The 22549-nt window shown below is 57.4% G+C and carries 23 protein-coding genes and 1 other annotated feature; of the genes, 2 read left to right on the top strand and 21 right to left on the bottom strand.

Annotation, left to right across the window (positions count from 1 at the left end; all coding sequences use genetic code 11):
- Positions 1 to 59: 59 nt before the first annotated feature.
- Positions 60 to 1685: a peptide chain release factor 3 gene (locus tag FZ041_RS10950; RefSeq protein ID WP_149189583.1), complete on the bottom strand. Its 1626-nt coding sequence runs from the start codon at positions 1683 to 1685 to the stop codon at positions 60 to 62.
- Between the two features lie 120 nt (positions 1686 to 1805).
- On the opposite strand from FZ041_RS10950, the gene FZ041_RS10945 reads away from it, so the two are divergent.
- Positions 1806 to 3824 carry a molybdopterin-dependent oxidoreductase gene (locus FZ041_RS10945; protein WP_149189582.1) on the top strand — a complete coding sequence of 673 codons (2019 nt, stop codon included), beginning with the start codon at positions 1806 to 1808 and terminating at the stop codon, positions 3822 to 3824.
- 83 nt (positions 3825 to 3907) lie between these two features.
- On the opposite strand, the gene FZ041_RS10940 is transcribed toward FZ041_RS10945, so the two are convergent.
- The 18 genes from FZ041_RS10940 to pheS all read right to left on the bottom strand — a co-directional run bounded on the left by FZ041_RS10940 (position 3908) and on the right by pheS (position 19019).
- The gene (locus tag FZ041_RS10940; RefSeq protein WP_075445822.1) at positions 3908 to 4660 is read right to left on the bottom strand and encodes an exodeoxyribonuclease III; all 753 of its coding nucleotides are present in this window, start codon (positions 4658 to 4660) and stop codon (positions 3908 to 3910) included.
- An 18-nt stretch (positions 4661 to 4678) separates the two neighbouring features.
- A complete protein-coding gene (lepB, locus tag FZ041_RS10935) occupies positions 4679 to 5200 on the bottom strand; it encodes a signal peptidase I (RefSeq protein ID WP_149189581.1) in 522 nt (173 codons plus the stop codon).
- A gap of 80 nt (positions 5201 to 5280) precedes the next feature.
- Positions 5281 to 5622 carry a 50S ribosomal protein L19 gene (gene rplS, locus FZ041_RS10930; protein ID WP_075428710.1) on the bottom strand — a complete coding sequence of 114 codons (342 nt, stop codon included), beginning with the start codon at positions 5620 to 5622 and terminating at the stop codon, positions 5281 to 5283.
- A gap of 154 nt (positions 5623 to 5776) precedes the next feature.
- Positions 5777 to 6865, bottom strand: coding sequence for a 3-dehydroquinate synthase (gene aroB / locus FZ041_RS10925; RefSeq protein ID WP_149189580.1), 1089 nt, complete (start codon positions 6863 to 6865; stop codon positions 5777 to 5779).
- Positions 6858 to 7388, bottom strand: a complete 531-nt coding sequence (locus FZ041_RS10920) for a shikimate kinase (protein ID WP_149189579.1) — start codon at positions 7386 to 7388, stop codon at positions 6858 to 6860. The genes aroB and FZ041_RS10920 overlap by 8 nt, the downstream gene beginning before the upstream one ends.
- Positions 7389 to 7390: 2 nt before the next feature.
- Complete coding sequence (gene aroC / locus FZ041_RS10915) at positions 7391 to 8551, bottom strand: chorismate synthase (protein ID WP_149189578.1); 1161 nt, start codon at positions 8549 to 8551, stop codon at positions 7391 to 7393.
- An 82-nt stretch (positions 8552 to 8633) separates the two neighbouring features.
- Entirely contained in the window at positions 8634 to 9185 is a 552-nt protein-coding gene (locus tag FZ041_RS10910; protein ID WP_149189577.1) for a GspMb/PilO family protein, read from the bottom strand.
- Between the two features lie 30 nt (positions 9186 to 9215).
- On the bottom strand, positions 9216 to 10448 hold the full coding sequence (locus FZ041_RS10905; protein WP_149189576.1) for a PilN domain-containing protein: 1233 nt from the start codon (positions 10446 to 10448) through the stop codon (positions 9216 to 9218).
- On the bottom strand, positions 10423 to 10905 hold the full coding sequence (locus FZ041_RS10900; RefSeq protein ID WP_149189575.1) for a hypothetical protein: 483 nt from the start codon (positions 10903 to 10905) through the stop codon (positions 10423 to 10425). Before FZ041_RS10900 ends, FZ041_RS10905 begins: the two co-directional genes overlap by 26 nt.
- A complete protein-coding gene (locus FZ041_RS10895; RefSeq protein WP_149189574.1) occupies positions 10856 to 11389 on the bottom strand; it encodes a hypothetical protein in 534 nt (177 codons plus the stop codon). The genes FZ041_RS10900 and FZ041_RS10895 overlap by 50 nt, the downstream gene beginning before the upstream one ends.
- Positions 11386 to 11793: a hypothetical protein gene (locus tag FZ041_RS10890; protein ID WP_149189573.1), complete on the bottom strand. Its 408-nt coding sequence runs from the start codon at positions 11791 to 11793 to the stop codon at positions 11386 to 11388. Before FZ041_RS10890 ends, FZ041_RS10895 begins: the two co-directional genes overlap by 4 nt.
- Positions 11790 to 12314, bottom strand: coding sequence for a pilus assembly FimT family protein (locus FZ041_RS10885; protein ID WP_149189572.1), 525 nt, complete (start codon positions 12312 to 12314; stop codon positions 11790 to 11792). The genes FZ041_RS10890 and FZ041_RS10885 overlap by 4 nt, the downstream gene beginning before the upstream one ends.
- Positions 12315 to 12323: 9 nt before the next feature.
- Complete coding sequence (locus tag FZ041_RS10880; protein WP_149189571.1) at positions 12324 to 12797, bottom strand: prepilin peptidase; 474 nt, start codon at positions 12795 to 12797, stop codon at positions 12324 to 12326.
- A complete protein-coding gene (locus tag FZ041_RS10875; protein WP_082336347.1) occupies positions 12794 to 13210 on the bottom strand; it encodes a competence type IV pilus major pilin ComGC in 417 nt (138 codons plus the stop codon). The genes FZ041_RS10880 and FZ041_RS10875 overlap by 4 nt, the downstream gene beginning before the upstream one ends.
- A gap of 180 nt (positions 13211 to 13390) precedes the next feature.
- Entirely contained in the window at positions 13391 to 15112 is a 1722-nt protein-coding gene (locus FZ041_RS10870; RefSeq protein WP_149189570.1) for a methyl-accepting chemotaxis protein, read from the bottom strand.
- A 155-nt stretch (positions 15113 to 15267) separates the two neighbouring features.
- A complete protein-coding gene (locus tag FZ041_RS10865) occupies positions 15268 to 15528 on the bottom strand; it encodes a cell division protein ZapA (RefSeq protein ID WP_075443141.1) in 261 nt (86 codons plus the stop codon).
- 11 nt (positions 15529 to 15539) lie between these two features.
- The gene (gene pheT / locus FZ041_RS10860) at positions 15540 to 17975 is read right to left on the bottom strand and encodes a phenylalanine--tRNA ligase subunit beta (protein WP_149189569.1); all 2436 of its coding nucleotides are present in this window, start codon (positions 17973 to 17975) and stop codon (positions 15540 to 15542) included.
- A gap of 18 nt (positions 17976 to 17993) precedes the next feature.
- Entirely contained in the window at positions 17994 to 19019 is a 1026-nt protein-coding gene (gene pheS, locus FZ041_RS10855; RefSeq protein ID WP_149189568.1) for a phenylalanine--tRNA ligase subunit alpha, read from the bottom strand.
- 50 nt (positions 19020 to 19069) lie between these two features.
- Positions 19070 to 19264 (bottom strand) — a binding site (T-box leader).
- Positions 19265 to 19479: 215 nt separating this feature from the next.
- On the opposite strand from pheS, the gene FZ041_RS10850 reads away from it, so the two are divergent.
- Entirely contained in the window at positions 19480 to 20661 is a 1182-nt protein-coding gene (locus tag FZ041_RS10850; protein WP_222931158.1) for an ATP-binding protein, read from the top strand.
- Positions 20662 to 20813: 152 nt separating this feature from the next.
- Here FZ041_RS10850 and FZ041_RS10845 read toward each other — a convergent pair whose 3' ends face one another.
- Both FZ041_RS10845 and meaB read right to left on the bottom strand, forming a co-directional pair.
- Positions 20814 to 21341: a peptide-methionine (S)-S-oxide reductase gene (locus FZ041_RS10845; RefSeq protein WP_149189566.1), complete on the bottom strand. Its 528-nt coding sequence runs from the start codon at positions 21339 to 21341 to the stop codon at positions 20814 to 20816.
- A gap of 2 nt (positions 21342 to 21343) precedes the next feature.
- Positions 21344 to 22546, bottom strand: a complete 1203-nt coding sequence (meaB, locus tag FZ041_RS10840) for a methylmalonyl Co-A mutase-associated GTPase MeaB (protein ID WP_149189565.1) — start codon at positions 22544 to 22546, stop codon at positions 21344 to 21346.
- Positions 22547 to 22549 lie beyond the last annotated feature (3 nt).

Here is a 22549-nt window from a genome sequence, read left to right as displayed (position 1 = left end):
CAATTTATATTATTAAAAAAAGCCTGCTGACACCGACGCCAGCAGGCTTTTCCTTTATATTATGCTTCTTTCTTGTCAAACGGAACGTGGTTGAGCACGAGATCCGGATTGTTATCCGTAATCCAGCCGATAGCCCACTCGTTGTTGAGCAGGAGCACCGGATTCTGGTTGCGGTCATAGACGAACATGCCGCGGTCAGCACCTTTGAGCGCCGCCGGCGTCACTTCGCGACCATCCTCAAAGGCCATCCAGCGGGCGACCTCAAAGGGCTGCATGTTCATCTCGATGTCAACGTTGTACTCATTCTTGAGGCGGTACTCAAGCACCTCGAACTGCAGCGTGCCGACCGTACCAACGATATAGGACTCCGTGCCAGCACCAGCCTGCTGGAAGAGCTGGATAGCACCTTCCTGCGTGAGCTGCTCGATACCCTTGACGAACTGCTTGCGCTTCATGGTATCCTTCGCCTGGACGCGGGCGAATTTTTCTGGCGGGAATACCGGGAAGTCCGCATATTTGAACTTATGGCTGGCATCGCAGACCGTGTCGCCGATGCCAAAGACACCCGGGTCGAAGAGACCGATGATATCACCCGGGTATGCCGTATCCACAATCTGGCGGTCCTGAGCCAGGAACTGCTGAGGCTGAGCGAGCTTTAACATCTTGCCCGTGCGCTCATGCCAGACTTCCATGTTGCGCTCGAACTTGCCCGAGCAAATGCGGATGAAGGCCAGACGATCGCGATGGGCCGGGTTCATGTTGGCCTGAATCTTAAAGACAAAGCCCGAGAACTTCTCATCGCTGGCCGGAATCATGCCCTCGGAGGACTTGCGGGGCTGCGGAATCGGCGCCATGCGGATATAGCCTTCCAGGAAGTCCTGCACACCGAAGTTCGTCATGGCCGAACCAAAGAACATGGGCGTAAGCTCACCGGCATTGACAAGTTCCATATCGAATTCTTCACCAGCCTCATTGAGGAGCTCCAGATCTTCCTGCAGAGCTTCCCAAATATCTTCGCCCACGCGCTCGATGACTGCCGGGTCATCGGGCTCATAGACATCGGCGATGCGCGCTTCCTGGCCGTGCGTCGTATCCTCAGCGAACAGCAGCACCTTGTCGTTGCGGCGGTCATAGACGCCCATGTACTGCCCGTCCTGACCGATTGGCCAGTTCATCGGATAAGAGCGGATGCCCAGCACGTTTTCGATTTCGTCCATAAGGTCAATCGGAGCCTTACCATAATGGTCCAGCTTGTTGACAAAGGTAAAGATAGGAATGTTCCGCTGCTTGCAGACCTTGAACAGTTTCTTCGTCTGGGCCTCGACGCCCTTGGCTACGTCGATGACCATGACAGCACTGTCAACGGCCATCAGCGTGCGGTAGGTGTCCTCGGAGAAGTCCTGATGGCCCGGCGTATCGAGGATGTTGATGCGGCAGCCGTCGTAGTCGAACTGCAGCACCGACGAAGTGACCGAGATACCACGCTGCTTCTCGATTTCCATCCAGTCGGATACCGCATGGCGCTGAGTCTTGCGGCTCTTGATGGAACCAGCCAGATGGATGGCACCACCGTAGAGCAGGAGTTTCTCGGTAAGCGTCGTCTTACCAGCATCCGGGTGGGAGATGATGGCAAAGGTGCGGCGCTTTTCTATTTCTTTATTGAGTTCTTCACTTAATGCTGACAAAGTAAATCCTCCCATATGCAAATAACACTAATCTACATATTATCACAAGGACTATTATCATCGCAATAATTAATTTCTTGTCGTATAATAGAGAGTAATGAATACAATGGAGGTGTCCTCATGGAAATCAAGAAATCCGCCTGCCCTTACGACTGCCCCGATTGCTGCGGGCTGCTTGTCTATACCGAGGGCGATGAAGTTATCAAAGTAAAGGGCGACCCGAGCCACAGCTATACCCGCGGCACACTCTGCCCTAAGATGGCGCGCTACGAGCGCACGGTGCACTCACCGGCACGCCTTACGACGCCCCTCAAACGCGTCGGCCCCAAGGGCAGCGGGGAATTTGCGCCGATCAGCTGGGACACCGCCATTGCGGCCATCGCCAGCCAATGGAAAACCATCATTGATACGTACGGTGCTGAGGCCATCCTGCCCTACTCCTATGCTGGCACCATGGGCACCATCCAGTACAGTGCCGGCCACAGCTTCTTCTATCAGCTGGGCGCCACGAGCCTTGACCGCACCATCTGCGCCCCAGCAAAATCGCGCGGCTATCGCGACGTCATGGGCGGCACGCTGCCCACTGCACCCCAGGAGGCCGGCTGCAGTGACTTCATCATTCTCTGGAGCATCAGCATGCTGGCCACCGACATCCACTTCCGTCACGATGTGGAGCTTGCCCGCCAAAACGGCGCTAAAATCTGGTGCATCGACACCTATGAGACGCCAACAGCCCGCTATGCCGACCACTTCACCTGCGTGAAACCCGGCACCGACGGTGCCCTGGCCCTGGGCCTTATGCATGTGCTTAGCCGCGACGGACTTGTCGACGAGAAATTCATCCAGCAATATGTCACGGGCTGGGAGGAACTTCGCGACAACGTCCTGCCCCGCTATACGCCAGCTAACGTAGCAGCCATCACGGAGGTTCCTGCCGCAGCCATTGAGGAGCTTGCCAAGGCCTTCGGCCGCGCCCGGGCCCCCTTCATCCGCCTTGGCAGCGGCCAGTCCCGCTATGGCAACGGCGCGATGACCTCGCGGCTCATCACCTGCCTGCCCGCCATCGTCGGCGCCTATGCCCATACCGGCGGCGGCCTGCTGACCTCAGCCTCGGGCAGTCATGCCTTTGACAAGAGCATCATCCGCCGCCCCGAAAAGGAAAAGGGTGGCGTCCGCCATATCAACATGATCAAGCTGGGCCAGGCCCTGACAGATGAAAAACTAGCGCCCCCCATCAAGAGCCTTTATGTCTATTCCTCCAACCCTGCCTGCACGGCCCCCGAGCAGGTCCTCGTCCAGCAGGGGCTTTTGCGCGAGGACCTCTTCACCGTCGTCCACGAGCGCTTCATGACCGACACGGCCCGCTATGCCGATATCATCCTGCCTGCGACGACTTCCCTGGAGCACGACGACATCTACTATTCTTACGGCCACTATACCGTCCAGCGCGGCGATGCCGCCATCCCGCCGGTCGGCCAAAGCAAATCCAACTGGCAGGTCTTTTCGCTGCTGGCCAAGGCCATGGGCATCGACGATACCTTCTTCCAGCAGACGGAAGCAGAACTGATTGAAAAATTCATCGCCAGCACCGACACGGCCTGGCCACTGCCTGTCGACAAAGCAAAACTAGCAAACGGCGAGCCAGTCGACCTGCCTCTGCCCGAAAATTACAAACTCGATTTTAAAACACCCTCAGGCAAAATCGAAATCAAAAATCCAGCCATCGAGCCAGCCCTGCCCGACTACCGTCCGCCCCATTATGCCAACGACACCGAAACATTCCTGCTTATCAACGCCCCCGACCCGCGCATCCTCGACAGCTCCTTCAACGAGCGGCCCGAGCTCACGCGGGGCCATGTCATGGAGCTTTTGATGCATCCTGATGATGCCCAGCGCCTGGGCCTTTGCGAAGGCGATACCGTGCAGACCAGCAATGCCCAGGGAAGTGCGCAGTTTACGCTTACCCTATCGGCACGCACCCAACCAGGCCGCGTCGTCAGCGAGGGCGTCTGGTGGAACACGCTGACAAAGACTGGCAACACCAACCAGCTGACCCATGCCCGCACCACCGACAAAGACGGTGGCAGCACCTTCTACGATGTCAAAGTCAATATCACAAAATTGACCGGTCAAATCTGACATGTCAGCATTTGACAAGTCAAAATTGACCAGTCAAAAACGGCAGCAGCAATCCTATGATAAGATTGCTACTGCCGTTTGTTTTATTTGAGCTCCAAGCCCACGGGGCAATGGTCACTGCCAAATATTTCATTGTGGATGGTCGCATCGGCGATGCGGTCTTGGAGCCGCTTCGACGTCACGAAGTAATCGATGCGCCAGCCCGCATTCGTATCGCGGGCCTTGCGCAGGTACGACCACCAAGTGTAGATGCCCGTGCGCTCCGGATACAGCGTGCGGAAGGTATCGATGAAGCCCGCCTCCAGAAGCTCCGTGAACTTGCCCCGCTCCTCATCGGTGAAGCCTGCATTATGATGGTTCGTCTTCGGATTCTTGAGATCGATCTCCGTGTGGGCCACGTTGAGATCGCCGCAGACGATAACCGGCTTCTTGCTGTCAAGCTCAAGTAGATAGGCACGGAAGGCATCCTCCCACTCCATGCGGTAGGCCAGACGCTCCAGCTCCCGCTTGGAGTTCGGCGTGTAGACCGTCACGAAGTAAAATTCCGGGAACTCCAGCGTGATCACACGGCCCTCGTGGTCGTGCTCCTCGATGCCGAGCCCGTAGCTTACCGAAAGGGGCTCGATGCGCGTGAAGACCGCCGTCCCCGAATAGCCCTTCTTCTCGGCGCTGTTCCAGTACTGCTTATAGCCCGGCAGGTCGAGGATGGCCTGATCCGGCTGCATCTTCGTCTCCTGCAAGCAGAAGACGTCCGCCCCCAGCTGGCAGAAGGATTCCATAAAGCCTTTTTTGAGGCAGGCCCGCAGGCCATTGACATTCCAAGAGATAAATTTCATCGGCAATACCTCATGCTATCACGGCAGCGTCTTGAACGCATCAAAGGGCCAGAACACCAGCATCGCCTTGCCCTTGATGAGATCGAGTGGCACAAAGCCGACATCGGCGAAGCGGCTGTCCTCCGAGTTGTTGCGGTTGTCCCCCATGACGAAGATCGTCCCCTTCGGCACCGTGGACTTCGGATATTCGCTCTTCGTCTTCTCGAGGATGTAGTCCTCGTTCAAGAGCTGGTCATTGACGAATACGCGGCCATCCTTGATTTCGACCGTATCGCCAGCCGTCGCGATGACGCGTTTGATGAAATCGCGTTTCGGATCACGCGGATACTGGAAGACGAGGATTTCCCCCTTCTGCGGCTCGCGGAACTGGTAGATGAACTTGTTGACCACCAGACGCTCCTGGGACTGCAGCGTTGGCCGCATCGACGGCCCATCAACAATGTACAGCTCTACGACGAACTGACGGATGATGAATGCCAGCACAACAGCGACGACAATCGAGATAATCCAATCCTTGGCTTCTTCTCCTAAAGAACTCATTACAGTATCCTCCTCCTAATCGACTTTTAATCTACAAACAAATAGGGACTGCCCAAAAGCAGTCCCTACCGTTACGCCAATTAGCGTTTCTCTTTGATACGAGCAGCTTTACCCGTAAGGTTGCGCAGATAATAGAGTTTTGCACGACGAACGATACCCTTGCGGACAACGTCGATCTTCTCAATGCGCGGGGAATGAACCGGGAACATACGCTCAACGCCTACGCCGTAAGAAATACGACGAACCGTGAACGTCTCACGGACACCCGTACCCTGACGAGCGATGACAACGCCCTCGAACATCTGGATACGCTCGCGGGAACCCTCGACGATTTTCGCATGAACGCGAACCGTGTCACCAGGGCCGAAAGCCGGGATGTCAGAGCGGAGCTGTTCTTTTTCCAAAGTTTCGATGATGTTCATTTGTATATTTCCTCCTTATTTCAGACGTTCGTGGCAAGCATCTCATGGGTGACAAGTCACCGGCTCACTCAGAGGACCGCCCACATATACTCTGATAGTTTATCATAAAAGGAAGAGCGTTTCAACACCCCGAAAAATTAATTTTCACTGAAAATCAGCGGGAAATACGCGCCGCCATCGCCCGCTTGACGACCTCCTCGGGCACATCATTGCGGGATATCACCGTGCCGATTCCCGTCATGAGCACCCAGTTGACCTTGCCGCCCACGGTCTTCTTGTCGTGGAAGATATCTTTATACATCGCCTCCACGGTGCAGCCCTCGGCCTGCACCGGCAGATGCAGTGCCGCAATGAGCCTGTTCACACGCGCTGCGGCATCCGCAGGCAGCAGCCCCAGCTGTACGCTGATATCGGCGGCGCCAGCCATGCCGATGGCGACGGCCTCGCCATGGTTGTAGCGCACATAGCCGGTCTCCTTCTCGATGGCATGAGCCATCGTATGGCCAAAGTTCAGGATGCGGCGCAAGCCGGCCTCCTGCTCGTCCTGGCTCACGACAGCCGCCTTGATCTCACAGGAGCGCGCGATCATATGCGTCGCCGCCTCGGGCTCCAAGCTCAGCACTGCTTGCTGGTTCTGCTCAAGGAACGCAAAGAACTCCGCATCATAGATGATGCCGTATTTGATGATCTCCCCCAGCCCCGTATAGATTTCGCGCTTGGGCAGCGTCTTCATCAGCGCCAGATCCATGAAGACGGCCTTGGGCTGATAGAAGGCCCCGATGAGATTCTTGCCCAAGGCATGGTTGACGGCCACCTTGCCGCCCACGCTTGAGTCGACCTGCGCCAACAGGCTCGTCGGCAGCTGCACGAAGGGCACGCCCCGCATATAGGTCGCCGCGATGAAGCCTGCCAGATCGCCGACCACACCGCCGCCCAGGGCAAAGATCGGTGACTTGCGGTCAAGACCAAGCTCGATGGCCTTGGTATAGAGCCCCTCGGCCACGGCCAGGCACTTGGAGCTCTCACCGGCGGGAACCTGCGCGATCTCCACCTGCAGCCCGGCCGCCTGCAGCAGCTTCTTGACCTTGCTGCCATAGAGCGGGCCGACATTCGTATCCGTCACGAGCAAGGCCTTCGGGGAAAAGCCAGCCCTGCGCACAAAGGCCTGCAATTCCTCCTCTAATCCATAACCGATATAAATCGAATAACTTTTCTCGCCTAAATCAACCTTGACCTCACGCATGCAGTACACCTCTTGTTTTCAAAAAACGCACGATATTTTCCACGACCTGCAGCGGCGACAGCTCACTAGTATCGATCGTGAAATCGGCCTGCTTATAGAGCTCCCGACGCTCGGCCATCAGCTGCTCGACAGCCTTGCGGCGGTCGCCCTGATCAGCACTGTCAAGCACCGGCCGCGTGCCGCGGCGATTCGTGCGCGCCAGCACCGCATCGACACTTGCACTCAGGCAGACAATGACACCGCTCTTCTTGAAATCCGCCACGTTGTCCGGATTCTTGACCGTGCCGCCTCCCGTCGAGATGACCGCGTTGCGGCGCGCCGCCAGCCGCTTCACCAGTGCCCGTTCCTGCTCCCGGAAGTACGCCTCGCCCTTCCGGGCAAACATATCGGGGATGCTCATGCCCGCCTCTTCCTCGATTTTCTGATCCATATCAATGAAGGCCGCGCCCAGCTTTGCCGCCAGCATCTTGCCGGTGCTCGTCTTGCCCGTGCCCATGAAACCGATGAGTACGACGTTCCTCATGCTCACCAATCCTTCCCGATGCGCTGTTTATAGCTGTCCATTGCCGCCTTGACGTCCACCAGTGCATCAGCACCGAACTTGTCGCAAATAGCCTCCGCCATGACAAAGGCCGTCATAGCCTCGCCGACTACGGCCGCCGCCGACACAGCGCAGGTATCGCTGCGTTCCTTGCAGGCCAGCACAGCCTCGCGGCTCTCGATGTCGATGGAATGCAGCGGCGTCATCAGCGTCGGGATTGGCTTCATGGCCGCCTTGACCACGACCTCCTCGCCATTCGTCATGCCGCCCTCCAGGCCGCCCGCACGGTTCGTCTTGCGGTACACCTCGCCAGTTTCATCGAGGAATACCTCATCATGGATCTGGCTGCCCGGCAGGATGGCGCAGTCAAAGCCTGCACCGATCTCCACGCCCTTGATGGCCTGGATCGACATCATCGCCGCCGCCAGCTTCGCATCGAGACGGCGGTCCCACTGGATATGGCTGCCGAGGCCTGCGGGCAGGCCGCGGACCGTCACCTCGAAGATGCCGCCCAGCGTATCACCAGCCTGCTTGGCCGCATCAATCTTGGCCTTCATCTGCTGCTCAGCCTCAGCATCATAGCAGTTGAGCTCCGAGCCATTCTCCGTGCCGAGTCTTGACCGGTCAATCTTTGACAAGTCAACAGCCACGCCGCCGATATTCGTAACCTGCGAGACAATGCTTATGCCCAGCGCCCGCAAGAATTCCTTGCAAACTGCGCCCACAGCCACGCGCATCGTCGTCTCGCGGGCGCTGGACCGCTCAAGGATATCACGGACGTCCTTGCGGTCATACTTCTTGACGCCAGTCAGATCGGCATGGCCCGGGCGCGCAGCAGTGACCTTCGGGCCAGCCGGCTCCCCGAATACCGCCATGCGATCTGTCCAGTTGGCAAAGTCCTTATTGACCACCTGAAGCGTCACCGGGCCGCCCAGCGTCTCGCCGAAGCGCACGCCCGAAACGATTTCGACTTTATCCTTCTCGATCTTCATGCGGCCGCCGCGGCCATAGCCCTGCTGACGGCGGGCCAGATCGCGGTTGATGGCCTCAAGGTCAATCTTCAGCCCCGCTGGCAGCCCCTCCAGGATTGCCGTCAGACACGGGCCATGGGACTCCCCAGCCGTCATAAAACGTAACATACTCATACAGGATACACCTCGCAGGTTTTCAAATTTCTATCATTAATAGTTTAATTTATTGTATGTGATAAATCAAGTCCTCTGAATATCAATCATTGTCCACAGGACTATCTCCTGCCCAGGCATAGATCCGCAGCACCAGCACGCAGTCAAGCCGTCCCTCCTGCTGCCGCACTGCCGTCCGCTCCACTTGGATGCAGCGTTCGCTTTCCCGCAGGCCACGCAGGAAAGCCAGCAGGTCGAAATACGTGCAGCGGAACCTGACCTCCACGGGCAGGACCTGCATATCCTGCTGCCGCTGCACTGCCTGCGGTGTCACCTGCTGCAAGGCCACATGATGGCGGAGTGCCTCGCGCTGCAGCAGGCTCAAGAAATCCCCCTGTGCCAGCTCCGCCGGCAGAGCCTTATCGGCCCGTGCCTTACGGTCCGTCAATTCCTGCCCATAGGCTGACAAGTCAAGATGCGCATTCTGGTAATTCGTCACCGTCACGATCTGACGCTGCGTCACCTGGGCATCTCTCAGATACTCCTGCCGGGCCGCCTGCAGCGGCTCATGGATGCCCCATAGGACCACGGCCCCCAGCACCAGGCTGCTGCCTGCCGCTGCCGCCAGCCATTCCCTTCCTGCCAATTGCCGCAACTTGCTTCCTCCTTTCCCGCCATGCCTCATCTACAAATGCAGTGCCAGCCGGAAAGCAACGGTACCGCCAGCCCGCGGCTGCTTGCCCTCCGCCGTATCCCCTGACGACTCCAGCACCGGCCCCTCGGGAAAGAAATCCTTATCCCGCTCGAAGACCTGCACGAAATCCGCGATTGCCTCATAGCTCACGGCCTGCCCCTCTATCTCCAGCACATCCTGATCGCGCAGCTCGATACCCTCGAGCCAGACGCCATCCACGGTCATCGCCCCCAGGTGCACCAGCAGCCCATACCAAGGAAAGCCTGCCTGTGTCAGTCCCTGCCAGCGCTGTTCTTTCCGCTCGAGCTCCGACCGCAGCTGTTCCAGTGCTTCCATCTGCTGCTTCTGCGGCAGAAGCCGGGCCAGTTCCTGCTGCCGGGCCTCGGCCTGGGCCCGGGCCTGATAGAGCGCCCAGCCATCCCAGCCGATCAGCGCCCCCGCCCCCAGCAGGCAAAGGCCTGCCAGCAGCGCTGCCAGCCGCCGGTAATCCCATCGCTCAGCCGTTTCCCTGCGCTTGAGCAGCCATGCCGCCCGCAGCGCTTCCTCCTCCAGCCCCCGCAGGAACAGCACCGCTGCGGCGGCCGCCGGCTCGATGGCCGCGGCATCACACCGCAGTGTCCCCTCAGCCCAAGGCAGCTGCCAGCCTGCCACGGATAGCTGCTCCTCCCTTGGTTCCTCCCTGCCCCTCGGCGCCGCTGCCGGGAACGGCACCACCAGCTCAGTCAGGGGAATCTCAGCCTGGGCAAAGGCCTCGCAGGCCTGCTGGATATACTCGCGATTCACGGCTGCCGCCCACATATCCGGCCTGCCCGCCACCTCAGCGCTTGCCACCAGGAAGGCTTCGATATCCAGTGCAGCCTCGCTGAGCTGCGGCTCCAGCTCCCAGTAGACGGCTTCCCGCCGCTCAGCCACAGGCATATCTGGCGGCAGCGGAATCCAGTAGGTCAGGATTTCCGCCTGCGCAGCTGCGAGCACGCGCGGGATCTTTTCCCAGCCCTCGCGCGCCAACCGGACACTGATCCGCTCGGCCTGATCCGCCAGCGCCAAGGGCTCAGCCGGCAGCTGCACGGCACCACCTATCTGCCAAGCCTCCCCGCAGACCAGCCGCACCAGATAGACCTGTCCCTGCCCATCGATCTCAATGCCGACCACCTCCGGCCACGCCTTGCGGCAGCGCCGCACCAGCTTCTGCCCCCACTCACGGAGCCCAGCCCAACCATACATATGACGTTCCTTCCTTCCGCAATACGCCCTTGACCAGCCGATGGCGTTCCCAGCGGGCCCCCGCCTCCTTGTAGCGGGCAAAGCCCAGCAGATACAACTTGTCCTGCCGCGGCACGGCCGTGACCTGCACCGCCATGTTGTCAGGATAGCAAAAGCCCGTAGTCTTTATCTCGGTACGCTTATGCCCCCAGCACACCTCAGCCTGCTCCGGATGGGCCGTGAGCAGCTGTGCCGCCTGCTCTGTCACTCCTTCGGCTGCCAGCCGCAGCTGCATCTCCTGCTGGTATTCCTCATCGGCTGCCTGCATGGTATGTATCGTATGCAACATCGCCAACGCAAACAACACCACTACCAGCATCAGGCAGAGCATCACCACCGTGACAGCCCCCGCTTCGCCTGCACGCGGCTCATTTCTTGTCTGGCGGCAGATAGACTGCCGTCTGCAACGTATACACATGACCTGTCCTTTCGCTCACGCCTTGCAGCCGGATTACATACAGCCCTTCATGCCCAGGCTCTTCCTGGCACGAAAAGTCCTGTATCGACGCCTCGGCCATCGCGGAATCACCAGTCATCGGTGCCGACGCATCGATGCCATCCACGAGTTTCCGTGTGCCTTCCATATTATGCAGCCAAAAAGTCCGCCGCAGCGGCTTCTCCCCTGCCCCCTGCGGTGGCAGGGCGTATTCCCGCTTGCAGATGTCATATCCGCACGACTCGGAATGATTGGGCTCGATGCTCCGAGCCTCCAGCGCATGCTCCACCACCCGCTGGAAGGCTATTCCCACCTCCTGCTGCAGCTCCGCATCGGCCATGACCAGGAAATAATTCTTGATGCTCCACAGCACCATGGTTCCAGCCGCCGTCAACAACAGCACGAGCATCGGCAGCGACACGGCCGCTTCGAGCAGCACAAAGCCCTTCTGCTTACCATCCCTCATGATTTCAGCCCCTTCGCTCCGTCCTGGCGGCATATGACCCGCGAGAACTGCAGCTTCCCCTGCCGGTGAAGGCTCTGCCAGTCCACCGTCACGACAACCTGCCAGGAATTCTCTGCCACTGGCTGCACATCTGCTTGCACAACAAACCGGCCGTTATTCATCTGCAATTGTTCCTTCGCCCCCAGCCAGCCCACCTGTCCTGCCTGGAGCCCCCGCTTCGCTGCCTGCCACTGCAGGCGTGACAGCTCCTCCCGGGCCAGGTAGACGCCCGTCGTGCGCACTGCATCGATTTCCTCGGTCAGCATGGCCTGCTGGTACAGCCGCAGGCTGGCAGTCATCGCCAGCAGCACCACGCCCACCACCAGGATCTCCAGCAGGATGTAGCCCTCCGCCCTGCTATTCATCGCATCATCCTCTTTATCCGTATTCTGCCCGCCCGGCTGATCATAATCTTGCGGCCCTCATTTTCCCAGCCCTCGCAGTACAGGACCAGCGTCATCATCTGCCTGCCGATATCGTCCAGGCCGCCATTCTGCAAGAAGGAAATGGTCCGGTTGCCGCTGCCGGCAGGCTGGTCGTTGCGCCGCACATGGACAAAGGGCAGGTAGTGATGCACGCGCGCCGTTTCTCCTGCATGGCTCTTCACCCGGAACACATAATACGTCTCCTCCACCCGGATGCTCGCCTTCTGCTCCATCGGCTCCTGCTGCCCGTAAAGCCACGCCTTGTCTGCCACCATGCGGCTCAAGGACTGGGTGCGCCGCAGGTCAGCCAGCAGGCACTCCGACTCATATTCCAGCGCCGTCTCCCGATAGAATTTGAGCAGCGACGGTGCTGCCACCGCGGCCAGGCAGGCCACTATCGCCAGCACTACCGCCAGCTCCCCTAGGACAAAACCAGCATTTCCCTGACCTCTGCCCTCCATGCTATCGCCTCACCATAACGACCAATACCACTGCCAGCATTCCGCGCCCACCTCATAGGCGAAGAGGAAGCCGCCAGCCAAGAAGGGGCCGAAGGGCAGCGTATCTGACCAGCCCTGGCGTCCCTGCCAGACCAGCACACAGGCCCAAAGGCCGCCTGTAAGAAATGCCATGCCCAGCGCCACCAGCATGGACTGCCAGCCCAGCCACAGTCCTGCTGCCCCGGCCAGTTTCACATCGCCCCAGCCGAGCCCGCCCCGGCTGAGCCAGCGCAGCAGCCATAGCAGGCAAGCGCCGCAGCCGCTCCCCCCGAGTGCCTCCATACCGCTGCCCTGACCGCCCAGCCAGGGAATGACGGCGGTAGCTGCCAGCAGTGCCACCAGCCTGTCCGGCAGCAGGCCCCAACGGATATCGGCATACGCCAGGCCCGCCAGGCAGGCGCCAAACACCACGCCGCCCAATGGCAGCAAAACCGCCCCCATCATTTGCCGAAGTCTCCCGACAGATGGTCATCGCAAGCTGCCCGGCGCGTCGACATCGCCCCCAGGGAAATGCCCTCCGTCGCCACCAGCTTGTAGGCCGTATCCTTTATCGTATGTCTTACCGCCTTGCCGTTCGCATCCTTCAGGAAGCAGTCACCCACGGGCGGCTTCAGCTTGTCGATATCATTGACATAATCCTTGAGCTGCGAGATCTCCGTAGGCACCCGCCCCTCCTGGGCCTCATACACGGCCACAGCTGCATCGAGAGTGCTCAGGTCTGCCTGTATCTTGCTCGTGTTGGCCATGACGATCATCGAATGGAACTTCGGCACCGCAATCGTCGCCACCACGCCGATGATCATGACAGCGATCAGCACCCCCAGCAGCGAAAAACCAGCTTCCCTTGACGTATTCATCCTACTCTCTCCTTTCAGCATCTGCCCGCCTCAGCATGACTTCTGTATGGCAACGCTGCTACACTTCGCCATTGTCCATGGATTTCCTTTGGATTTCCTAAAAATCATGTTACAACATTACACACAAAAACCCCGCTGGACCGTAGATCCAGCGGGGTTTTCCCATTCCCTGTTATACTGTCAGAATCTGAATTTCTGCAGCGAATTCTGCAAGCTCTGTGCAAGGTTCGCCAGTGACGTGCTGGCATCGGCGATTTCTGTTGCCGATGCCGACTGCTGCTCGGATGCTGCCGATACGCTTTCCATCTCCGAAGCGACCATGCCGCCCTTCTTGAGGATACCGTCGGATTTCTCCTTGACGACCTCGGTCTCCTCCGATACCGAGCGGATTTCCATCGACATAGCCTTGGCCTGTTCTGCCATAGCCAGTGCCGCATCGCGGATGCTGGCGAAGTTCTCGCGCAGCTCTTCGACGGACTGCGTGCCCTCCTTGACCGCATCGCTGCCTGCCTGCATCGAGCGGACAGCCTCAGCCGTATCGCCCTGGATGCCGTTGATGAGGCTCGTGATGCGCTGAGCAGCCTCCTGCGACTCCTCGGCGAGCTTCCTTACCTCATCGGCGACGACAGCAAAGCCGCGGCCATGCTCACCAGCACGGGCAGCCTCGATAGCTGCGTTGAGGGCCAGCAGGTTCGTCTGCTCGGCGATGGCCGAGATCGTCTCGACAATCTGGCCAATCTCCTGCGAGCTCTGGCCGAGCTTGTCGACCGTAGCTGCCGACGTATTGACGATGCGGGCAACGCTTTCAATCTGCTCCACCGCCATCTTGACGGACTCATTGCCGCTCGTAGCTGCATCGTTCGTGACAGCAGCATGATCCGAGACTTCCTTAGCCGTCTGGTTCAGGCGGTTGATCGCAGCCGCCGTCTTATCGATGGCATCGATGGTATCGCCGACATCCTGCTGCTGTTCAGCAACAGCGCCAGCAGCATTCGTTACCGACTGTGCCACCTGCTCCGACGCCTGCGCCGACTGGTGCGAGCTTGCCGTAAGCTCCTCGGACGACGCTGCCAGCTGCTCTGCCGTCGAGCTCGTCTCACGCATGAGCTTGTTGAGGCTCATGCGGACAGAGGCAACCTTATCTGCCATCTGGCCGAATTCATCGCCACGCATGATCGTACGCGCATGATCGCTGAAATCGCCACCTTCAAGACGATTGAGCGACAGCATCATTTTTTCCAGCGGATTCGTGATTTCCTTCGTGATCCAAAGTGCGCAGGCAATCAGGATAATCAGCGTGACCAGCAGCTGAATGACCGTATTGCGGACAGCCGCAGCCGAGTCAATATCATTCTGCGTATTGAGCTCCTCGGCATGCTTGCTGTTGAGCTCTGACAGTTCACCTAGTTCCTTTCCCAAGGCTGCTGCCAGCGGCGAACCAGTTTTCTCGTAATGAGCCAGCGCTTCTTCGTTCTTGCCCTCCATGCTTAAAGCCACCGCTTCGCCAAGGTTCGTCTTCAAAGCGGCCCAATCCTTCTTGACCTTGTCCATGATCGGGTCTTCGCCAGCAATTTTATGCGGGATTGCATCATAGGCAGCAATACTGTCATCTACCGTTTTGACGCCGGCCTCATACTTGCCCTTGAGGTCCTGCAGCCGCTGCGGATTGTTTTTGACCGTCGTTGCAATAACCGCCATGCCCTGGGCATAACGGATACCATAGCCGGCCTTGCCGACCGCATCGATACCTTTGACCGTTCCTTCATACATCACTTCCATATCCCGCTGTGCCTTGGTGACAGCTGAGTAGCCATTCCAGCCGATAAAGCTCATGCCGATGACGGCAACTACCGCTAAGATCAGCAGCTTGTAAGCCACCCGTAAATTGTTCATCCATCCCATTAATAAACACTCCTTTACCTTTTACGAAGATATCCCTTTATTGCTCTTCGCCATTGATGTTTGTTTTATATTTTATTTCGTTAAAAACCGTATAAATCCTGCTGGCAAAGAAAAAAAATAGAACCAAGCCGCAACTTGGTCCTATTTCCAGTGTTTTATTTATCCTCAATGAGCTCTACAAGCTCATCGTAATCCTGCTTGAGCTGATAGTACTCCTCCGCCAGCTGCAGCGCTGTGAGCACCGCGATCTTGCGGTCATCGAAACTGCGAACGGCCCGCGACATGAACTTCATCTTCTTGTCGAGTTCGGCCGCCAGCTTCCGCATGTGCTGCGGATTATCCGTGCGCAGCGGATAACTGTTGCCATAGATCTCTACGACAACGCGCTCCGACGGTTTCTTTTTTTCATCTGCCATAGCGGATCTCCTTACGCGCGCAGTTCCGCCTGGAACTTGTCCTCAACGGCCTTGAGGATGCTGTTGAAGCCTGCATCGGCCTCCTCATCGGTCAGGGTCTTGTCCTTGGACTGGAACTTGAGGTTGAAGGCCAGGCTCTTCTTGCCTGCGGCCACATGCTCACCCGTGTAGACGTCGAACAACGTCACGCCGCAGAAGAACTTGCCGCCGTTCTTCTCGATGACTGCCTTGATTTCGCCCTCGGCAACCGTCTCGTCGACAACGATGGCCAGGTCGCGGGCGATGGCCGGATATTTCGGCAGGGACTCGTAGTGGAAGTTCTTCGCCGTGTATTTCATCAGCGTCTCCACATCCATCTCGAAAAGGTAGACCTTCTGCTTGATGCCAAAGTTGGCAGCGACTGCCGGATGCAGCTCGCCCACCGTGGCGATAACCTCACGGCCCTTCTTGAAGAGGGCCGTCTTGCCCGGATGCAGGGCGAAATGCTCGCCTGCCTCAACCGTGTAGCCGGAGATCGACAGAGCACGGAAAAGCTCCTCGACGATGCCCTTCATATCGTAGAAGTCCACCATCTCATTTCCCTGGTTCCAGCCAAACGGATGACGGCGGCCCGTGATAAGGCCAGTCAGCTTGATGACTTCATCCGGCAGCTCCGTGACCGGCAATGCCTTCGGGAAGAATACCGGCGCCACATCGAACAGGCGGATATCGGTATTCTTGCGGGCGAAGTTGCGCACAGCGTTTTCCATGATGCTTGTGAGCAGGCTCGTGCGGACCAGCGGTGCATCGTCGGTCAGCGGGTTCATGATGGGGATAGCCTGGCGCAGCGGGCTGTCTGTCGGCACCTGCATCTTGTCGAACATCTCGGTGCTCGTGAAGCTGAAGGACAGCTCCTCGGTCATGCCGAGGCTTGCCAGCACATGCTTGATCTTATCGATGAAGTTCTGGCGGTCGCTCTGGCGGCCCTGCATGATAGTGCCGCGCGGCGACGTCGACAGGATATTGTCAAACCCATAGATGCGCGAAACTTCCTCAGAAAGGTCTTCCATATAGGTGCAGTCATTGCGCCAGGACGGAACCGTAGCCGTGTAGACCTCCGCACCCTTCTCCTCAACGACAAAACCAAGGCTCTCGAGGATTTCCACCATCTTGGCCCCAGCCAGCTTCGTGCCCAGGCGCTTGTTGATCTGCTCAGCCGTGAAGTCAATCTTAACCGGCTCTTTCGGCTGCGGATAAACATCGACGATGCCCTTCGTAACCGTGCAGGCCCCCATTTCCTGCAGGAGCTGGGCAGCACGGTCGAGAGCACGCGGCGTATTCGTCACATCGACACCGCGCTCAAAGCGGCCCGATGCCTCGGAGTGCAGGCCGCAGCTGCGGGAGGTGCGGCGGATGTTCGGGCCATAGAAAGATGCTGCCTCGAGAACGACCGTCGTGGTCTTCTCGGTGACTTCCGTCTCCAGGCCGCCCATGACACCAGCCAGGCCAGCCGGCTTCTCATCGTCAGCGATGACGAGCTCCGTGCCCTTGGCTACCCGCGACGAATCGTCGAGGGTATGGAGGTTCTCGCCAGCCTTGGCGACACGAGCCGTCAGGTGATGGCCCTTGATTTCATCATAGTCATACGCATGCATCGGCTGGCCCAGCTCGATCATGACAAAATTCGTGACATCGACGACATTGTTGATGGCGCGGATGCCAGCTCCCTCCAGGCGCTGCTGCATCCACTCCGGCGACGGGCCGATCTTAACGTTTTTCAGCACGCGGGCCGAGAAACGGTCACAGAGGTCATGGGCCTCGATGTCAATCTTGACCATGTCAGCAGCACTTGCCGCATCGTCCTCATTGACCTTGATTTCCGGATAGTGGGGCTCATTGCCCGTGAGTACCGCCGCCTCGCGCACGAGGCCCATAACGCTGAAGCAGTCGCCGCGGTTGGCCGTGAGCTCGAACTCCAGCACCACATCGTCAAGGCCCAGCACATCTTTAGCCGGCACGCCAACTGGCGTATCCGCCGGCAGGATGTAGATGCCGTTCTTCTGCTCCTCCGGCAGTTTGTCGAGATCCATGTGGAGCTCATCGGCCGAGCAGAGCATGCCGTTGGACGGCAGGCCGCGCAGCTTTCCTTTCTTGATATGAAGGCCATTGGGCAGATGCGCGCCAATCATAGCCACCGGCACGATCTGGCCCTCTTTGACATTCTGAGCCCCCGTAATAATCTGGATGAGATCTTTTTCGCCCACATTCATCTGGCAAATCTGCAGATGGTCCGAATCTGGATGTGCCTCGAGCTTTTCGATCCGGCCCGTCACGACCTTGTCGAGGCCCTCGTCCGCACGGATGACGTTTTCGACCGGCACGCCGGACATCGTATATTTATCGGCAAGTTCTTCTGCCGTCTCGTTGAATTTAATGTAATCGTTCAGCCATTTAATGGAAACCTGCATCGTATAACCTCCTCAATCTCAGAACTGGCTCAGGAAACGCGTGTCGTTATCGTAGAACAAGCGCAGGTCATCGACACCGTAGGACAACATAGCGATACGCTCAACACCCATGCCGAACGCAAAACCGCTGACCTTCTTCGGATCGTAGCCGCTCATCTCAAGGACATGCGGATGAACCATGCCGGCACCGAGGATTTCGAGCCAGCCCGTGCCCTTGCAGACCTTGCAGCCTTCGCCGTGGCACATGACACAGGAAATATCGACCTCAGCCGACGGCTCCGTGAATGGGAAGAAACTCGGACGGAAGCGGACGCCGACATTCTCGTTGAAAATCTGATGCAGGAACAGCTCCAGCGTGCCCTTGAGGTCCGCGAGGCTGATGCCCTCGTCGATGACCAGGCCTTCGACCTGCGTGAACATCGGTGAATGCGTCGCATCGTACTCATCGCGGCGATACACGCGGCCCGGCGCAATCATGCGGATCGGCTTGTTCGGCTCACTAGCCTGCATCGTGCGGGCCTGGACCGGCGACGTCTGCGAACGCATCAAAATCTCTTCGGTGATATAGAAAGAATCCTGCATGTCGCGGGCCGGATGATCCTTCGGCAGATTCAGCGCCTCGAAGTTGAAATAGTCGCGCTCGATCTCGGGGCCTTCCTCAACGCTGAAGCCCATATGCACGAAAATGTCCTTGATGCGCTCAAGAGTCAGCGTCAGCGGATGCAGATGGCCCATCGGCACATTGCGGCCCGGCAGCGTCACATCGATGCGCTCACTGGCAAGACGTGCCTCGAGCTCTTTCGCTTCAAGCACCTTTTTCTGCTCGCCGATGAGCGCTTCAATCTCGCCTTTGGCCGCGTTGACAATCGCGCCGACCTTCGGACGCTCCTCCGGGCTGAGGCTGCCCATGCCGCGCAGAATCGCGGTGAACTCGCCCTTCTTGCCCAGATATTTGACGCGGATATCGTTTAAAGCAGCCACATCAGCGGCGCCCTTGACGGCTGCGGCAGCTTCGGCCTTCAGCTGTGCAATCTTCTCTTCCATCGAATAACCTCCTACTATCAAAAAAGCCCTCGCCCCTTGCGCAACAGCGCACGAGGGGCGAAGGCATAAATTCGCGGTACCACCCTGATTTCTCACTCAAATGACTTTAACGCAGTCCTACGTCCGGCATTTCCTCCGAAAGACTCCAAAGCGAACGTTCACCCCGCCGCACCATCCCCTTTCCACCAGCCGGGGACTCTCTAAAGATGTTCTGCGAGCCTACTCTTCTTTTTCATCGTCACGATACGTTAAAGTGTAACATAGATAGCCGCTTTTTGCAAATCGGCAGCAGCAATTTCTGTAGTTTCATCAACTATAAATGACATTTTTCTTGTTCATATTGTTTTTATCAGTTATAACTGATAAAATTGTTAATAGTCATATTTTTATCAGTTATAACTTATGAAAGGATGGTTATATGGTAAAGCGCGACTTATATCTGAAAAGAATACGTCCCTTCATGAATAAAGACCTGATAAAGGTCATCACCGGCATCCGCCGCTGCGGCAAATCGGTCATGTTAGAACTCATCCAGCAAGAACTAATGAAAGATGGAATTCCTGCCAAAGCAATATTTTCCTACAATTTTGAGTCCATGACTTTATCGCACCTCTGCACTGCGAAGGCTCTCCATCAAGATGTCCTAGAAAAAACCAAGGGACACACAGGAAAAGTATATCTCTTTTTCGATGAAATCCAAGAAGTCCATGAATGGGAAAAGGCCATCAATTCCTTCCGGGTAGATATGGATTGCGACATCTACATCACCGGTTCAAATTCCAAACTGCTTTCTGGAGAATTGTCCACATATTTAGCCGGCCGCTATGTAGAGTTCATCATGTATCCCTTCTCATTCCGTGAGTTTGTTGACTTAATCCAAGAGGCACAGCCTGGCCGGTCAACAACAGATTGTTTCCGCCAATACCTTCTCTACGGTGGCATGCCCTATCTTTGGAACCTCCAATACCAGGACGATCCAGTCAAACAATATCTCCGAGATTTATACAATGCCGTAGAGCTAAAAGATATCATTCGCCGGAAGCAGATTCGTGATGTAGACCTGCTGGAACGCATTCTCGCCTATGTGACAACCAATATTGGCAATACTTTCTCGGCCACAACCATATCCAAATACCTGAAAAGTGAAGGCCGCAAAGTATCGCCAGAAACCGTACTGAACTACCTGCATGCTGGCAACGAAGCATTTCTCTTCTATCCCGTAAAGCGACAAGATCTCGTGGGCAAGAAAATCCTGAGCATTCAAGAAAAATACTATCTGGCCGACCACGGCATCCGCGAAGCTGTCATCGGCGGCAACATGCAGGATATCAACCTCATCTTGGAAAACATTGTCTTCCTTGAGCTCAAACGACGTGGTTACAACGTAACCGTCGGTAAAGCTGGCGAGAAAGAAATCGACTTTATTGCCGAGCGCCAATCTGAGCGCATCTATATCCAAGTCTCCTACCTACTGGCATCGCCGGAAACCATTGAACGTGAATTCGGCGTTTACCAGACTATCCGCGATAACTATCCTAAATATGTTCTGTCATTAGATGAATTTGACATGAGCCGTGACGGCATCATTCATATGAATATCCGGGATTTCCTGCTAAAAAGCGACACCCCCATGGCAAATTGACCAGTCAACTGCTGACAAGTGTTGAAAAAACAGTTAAAAGCCCTATACTGCTTCCTCCACCAAAAGAGCCGGCAATCGGGGTGGTCTAATTGACCACTCGGATTGCCGGCTCTTCTTGTCTTCTACTGGTTGTTTCCCCTATTTTTTGTCAGCTAGTACCTCACCTGCTCCCGAAACGCTTTCCAATCGATAAACGATTCCGCATCAGGATGCTTGGTAAAGTATTGTTGATGCTCTTCAGCAGCTACGCGGAAATCTGTGAGTAGCACAGCCTTGGCGTAGCATTTCCGTACGGCTTTGCTGTTGGGGTCGTTGATGGTAAGGCCGGCCCCCGTTGCTGCTGGCGGTTTGCCGCGATTCGCCAGGAAGTGCATGTAAAACTGCAGCTGCGGCTCATCTTCGGCATCGGTGTACCAGACGCCGGCACGGAATTCTTTGCCAATCGCCTTGCCCTGTCCATCGGGACGGTATGGTGTCACGACGGCGAATAGGATATCCATCAGCATGGAGAGATCCACTTTTTTCGGATTGTACTCGACTTCGATGCCATGCACCTCATCGTCGTTACCCTCTCCTCTTAGATAGCCGATCTGCGTCGCTACGACACCGGGCAAGCCTGTGAACACGGCCTGCAGTTCGTGGAAATCGCCGCCCGAAAAATAAATTTTTTTCGTGTACATGCCTAACGGCCGCCTCCCTTCTCTTCCCGTGGATGGAACAGATCGTCCTGCCTTGCGGCCGCCCGTTGTACATCAAACATGCCGATAAGCTCGGCCACTGCCTGCGTCGGCGAAATCGTGCCGTCAAGAACCGCGTCCTTTACCTCGGGCATCCGGCCCTTGATGACCGGATCTTCGAGGAACAGGTTGTGCAGATGCTCATCGATCATGCTATGCATCCAGTCGAGCAGCTGGCCATCGCGTCGCTTTTGGAAGACGCCGCTTTTCTTGGTCATCTGTTCAAAGGCCTGCATGACCTCCCAGAGCTCTTCAAGCCCTGTCTTTTCGATGGCTGAGGCCAGATACGCATGCGTGGGCCAGCCTGGCGTAGCCGGACGGATGTATTCGATCATGCGCTCAAATTCGCCGCGGGCCACCTTGGCCTTGACGAGGTTATCGCCATCGGCCTTGTTGATGACGATGGCATCGGCAAGTTCCATGATGCCTTTTTTGATGCCTTGCAGTTCATCGCCAGCGCCAGTAAGCACCACGAGCATAAAGAAATCCACCATCGACCGCACCGTCGTTTCGGACTGGCCGACGCCGACCGTCTCGATGAGAATGATATCGTAGCCGGCAGCCTCACACATCAGCATGGTCTCGCGGCTCTTGCGGGCTACGCCGCCCAAAGTGCCACCGGCCGGCGACGGGCGGATAAAAGCCTCGGGCCGTCTTGACAGCGTTCCCATCCGCGTCTTGTCGCCAAGAATCGAGCCTTTCGTAACCGAGCTTGTCGGATCGACCGTCAGGATTGCCACACGATGCCCCGCATCGCAGAGCATATTGCCTAGCGCCTCGATCATCGTGCTCTTGCCAGCGCCCGGCACGCCCGTGATGCCGATGCGCAGGGCCCTGCCCGTGCGCGGCAGCAGCCGCTGGAGCACACGCTGGGCCTTCTTGAAATGGCGCGGACTGTTGCTCTCGATAAGCGTAATGGCCCGGGACAGGGTCATGCGGTCACCGCGCGCTACGCCCTCGACATATTCATCCTCGGTCAGCACCATGCGCCGCTTGGGCTTTAGCCTGCCGCTTTGGATGGCCGGATTGATATTGCCGACTGTCGTATCCTTGATGCCTTCGATGCCGCCCATGACCGAGCAGGCAAATTTCTCATCCTTTTCTTCTGGCACCCAGCTCGGCTTGCTGACCGAATATTTCTGTGCCATGCG

This window comes from Pseudoselenomonas caprae (genome assembly GCF_008271345.1).
GTDB lineage: Bacteria > Bacillota > Negativicutes > Selenomonadales > Selenomonadaceae > Selenomonas_A > Selenomonas_A caprae.
This window is presented reverse-complemented; position numbering and strand designations above follow the sequence as displayed.

What these genes read in the sequence shown, in the direction of transcription:
- FZ041_RS10945 (WP_149189582.1), top strand. Translation starts at nt 1,806, where the DNA reads ATGGAAATCAAGAAATCCGCCTGCCCTTACGACTGCCCCGATTGCTGC.
- FZ041_RS10940 (WP_075445822.1), bottom strand. Translation starts at nt 4,660, where the DNA reads ATGAAATTTATCTCTTGGAATGTCAATGGCCTGCGGGCCTGCCTCAAA.
- lepB (WP_149189581.1), bottom strand. Translation starts at nt 5,200, where the DNA reads ATGAGTTCTTTAGGAGAAGAAGCCAAGGATTGGATTATCTCGATTGTC.
- rplS (WP_075428710.1), bottom strand. Translation starts at nt 5,622, where the DNA reads ATGAACATCATCGAAACTTTGGAAAAAGAACAGCTCCGCTCTGACATC.
- aroB (WP_149189580.1), bottom strand. Translation starts at nt 6,865, where the DNA reads ATGCGTGAGGTCAAGGTTGATTTAGGCGAGAAAAGTTATTCGATTTAT.
- FZ041_RS10920 (WP_149189579.1), bottom strand. Translation starts at nt 7,388, where the DNA reads ATGAGGAACGTCGTACTCATCGGTTTCATGGGCACGGGCAAGACGAGC.
- aroC (WP_149189578.1), bottom strand. Translation starts at nt 8,551, where the DNA reads ATGAGTATGTTACGTTTTATGACGGCTGGGGAGTCCCATGGCCCGTGT.
- FZ041_RS10905 (WP_149189576.1), bottom strand. Translation starts at nt 10,448, where the DNA reads ATGTATGGTTGGGCTGGGCTCCGTGAGTGGGGGCAGAAGCTGGTGCGG.
- FZ041_RS10900 (WP_149189575.1), bottom strand. Translation starts at nt 10,905, where the DNA reads ATGTGTATACGTTGCAGACGGCAGTCTATCTGCCGCCAGACAAGAAAT.
- FZ041_RS10895 (WP_149189574.1), bottom strand. Translation starts at nt 11,389, where the DNA reads ATGAGGGATGGTAAGCAGAAGGGCTTTGTGCTGCTCGAAGCGGCCGTG.
- FZ041_RS10890 (WP_149189573.1), bottom strand. Translation starts at nt 11,793, where the DNA reads ATGAATAGCAGGGCGGAGGGCTACATCCTGCTGGAGATCCTGGTGGTG.
- FZ041_RS10885 (WP_149189572.1), bottom strand. Translation starts at nt 12,314, where the DNA reads ATGGAGGGCAGAGGTCAGGGAAATGCTGGTTTTGTCCTAGGGGAGCTG.
- FZ041_RS10880 (WP_149189571.1), bottom strand. Translation starts at nt 12,797, where the DNA reads ATGATGGGGGCGGTTTTGCTGCCATTGGGCGGCGTGGTGTTTGGCGCC.
- FZ041_RS10875 (WP_082336347.1), bottom strand. Translation starts at nt 13,210, where the DNA reads ATGAATACGTCAAGGGAAGCTGGTTTTTCGCTGCTGGGGGTGCTGATC.
- FZ041_RS10870 (WP_149189570.1), bottom strand. Translation starts at nt 15,112, where the DNA reads ATGGGATGGATGAACAATTTACGGGTGGCTTACAAGCTGCTGATCTTA.
- FZ041_RS10865 (WP_075443141.1), bottom strand. Translation starts at nt 15,528, where the DNA reads ATGGCAGATGAAAAAAAGAAACCGTCGGAGCGCGTTGTCGTAGAGATC.
- pheT (WP_149189569.1), bottom strand. Translation starts at nt 17,975, where the DNA reads ATGCAGGTTTCCATTAAATGGCTGAACGATTACATTAAATTCAACGAG.
- pheS (WP_149189568.1), bottom strand. Translation starts at nt 19,019, where the DNA reads ATGGAAGAGAAGATTGCACAGCTGAAGGCCGAAGCTGCCGCAGCCGTC.
- FZ041_RS10850 (WP_222931158.1), top strand. Translation starts at nt 19,480, where the DNA reads ATGAATAAAGACCTGATAAAGGTCATCACCGGCATCCGCCGCTGCGGC.
- FZ041_RS10845 (WP_149189566.1), bottom strand. Translation starts at nt 21,341, where the DNA reads ATGTACACGAAAAAAATTTATTTTTCGGGCGGCGATTTCCACGAACTG.
- meaB (WP_149189565.1), bottom strand. Translation starts at nt 22,546, where the DNA reads ATGGCACAGAAATATTCGGTCAGCAAGCCGAGCTGGGTGCCAGAAGAA.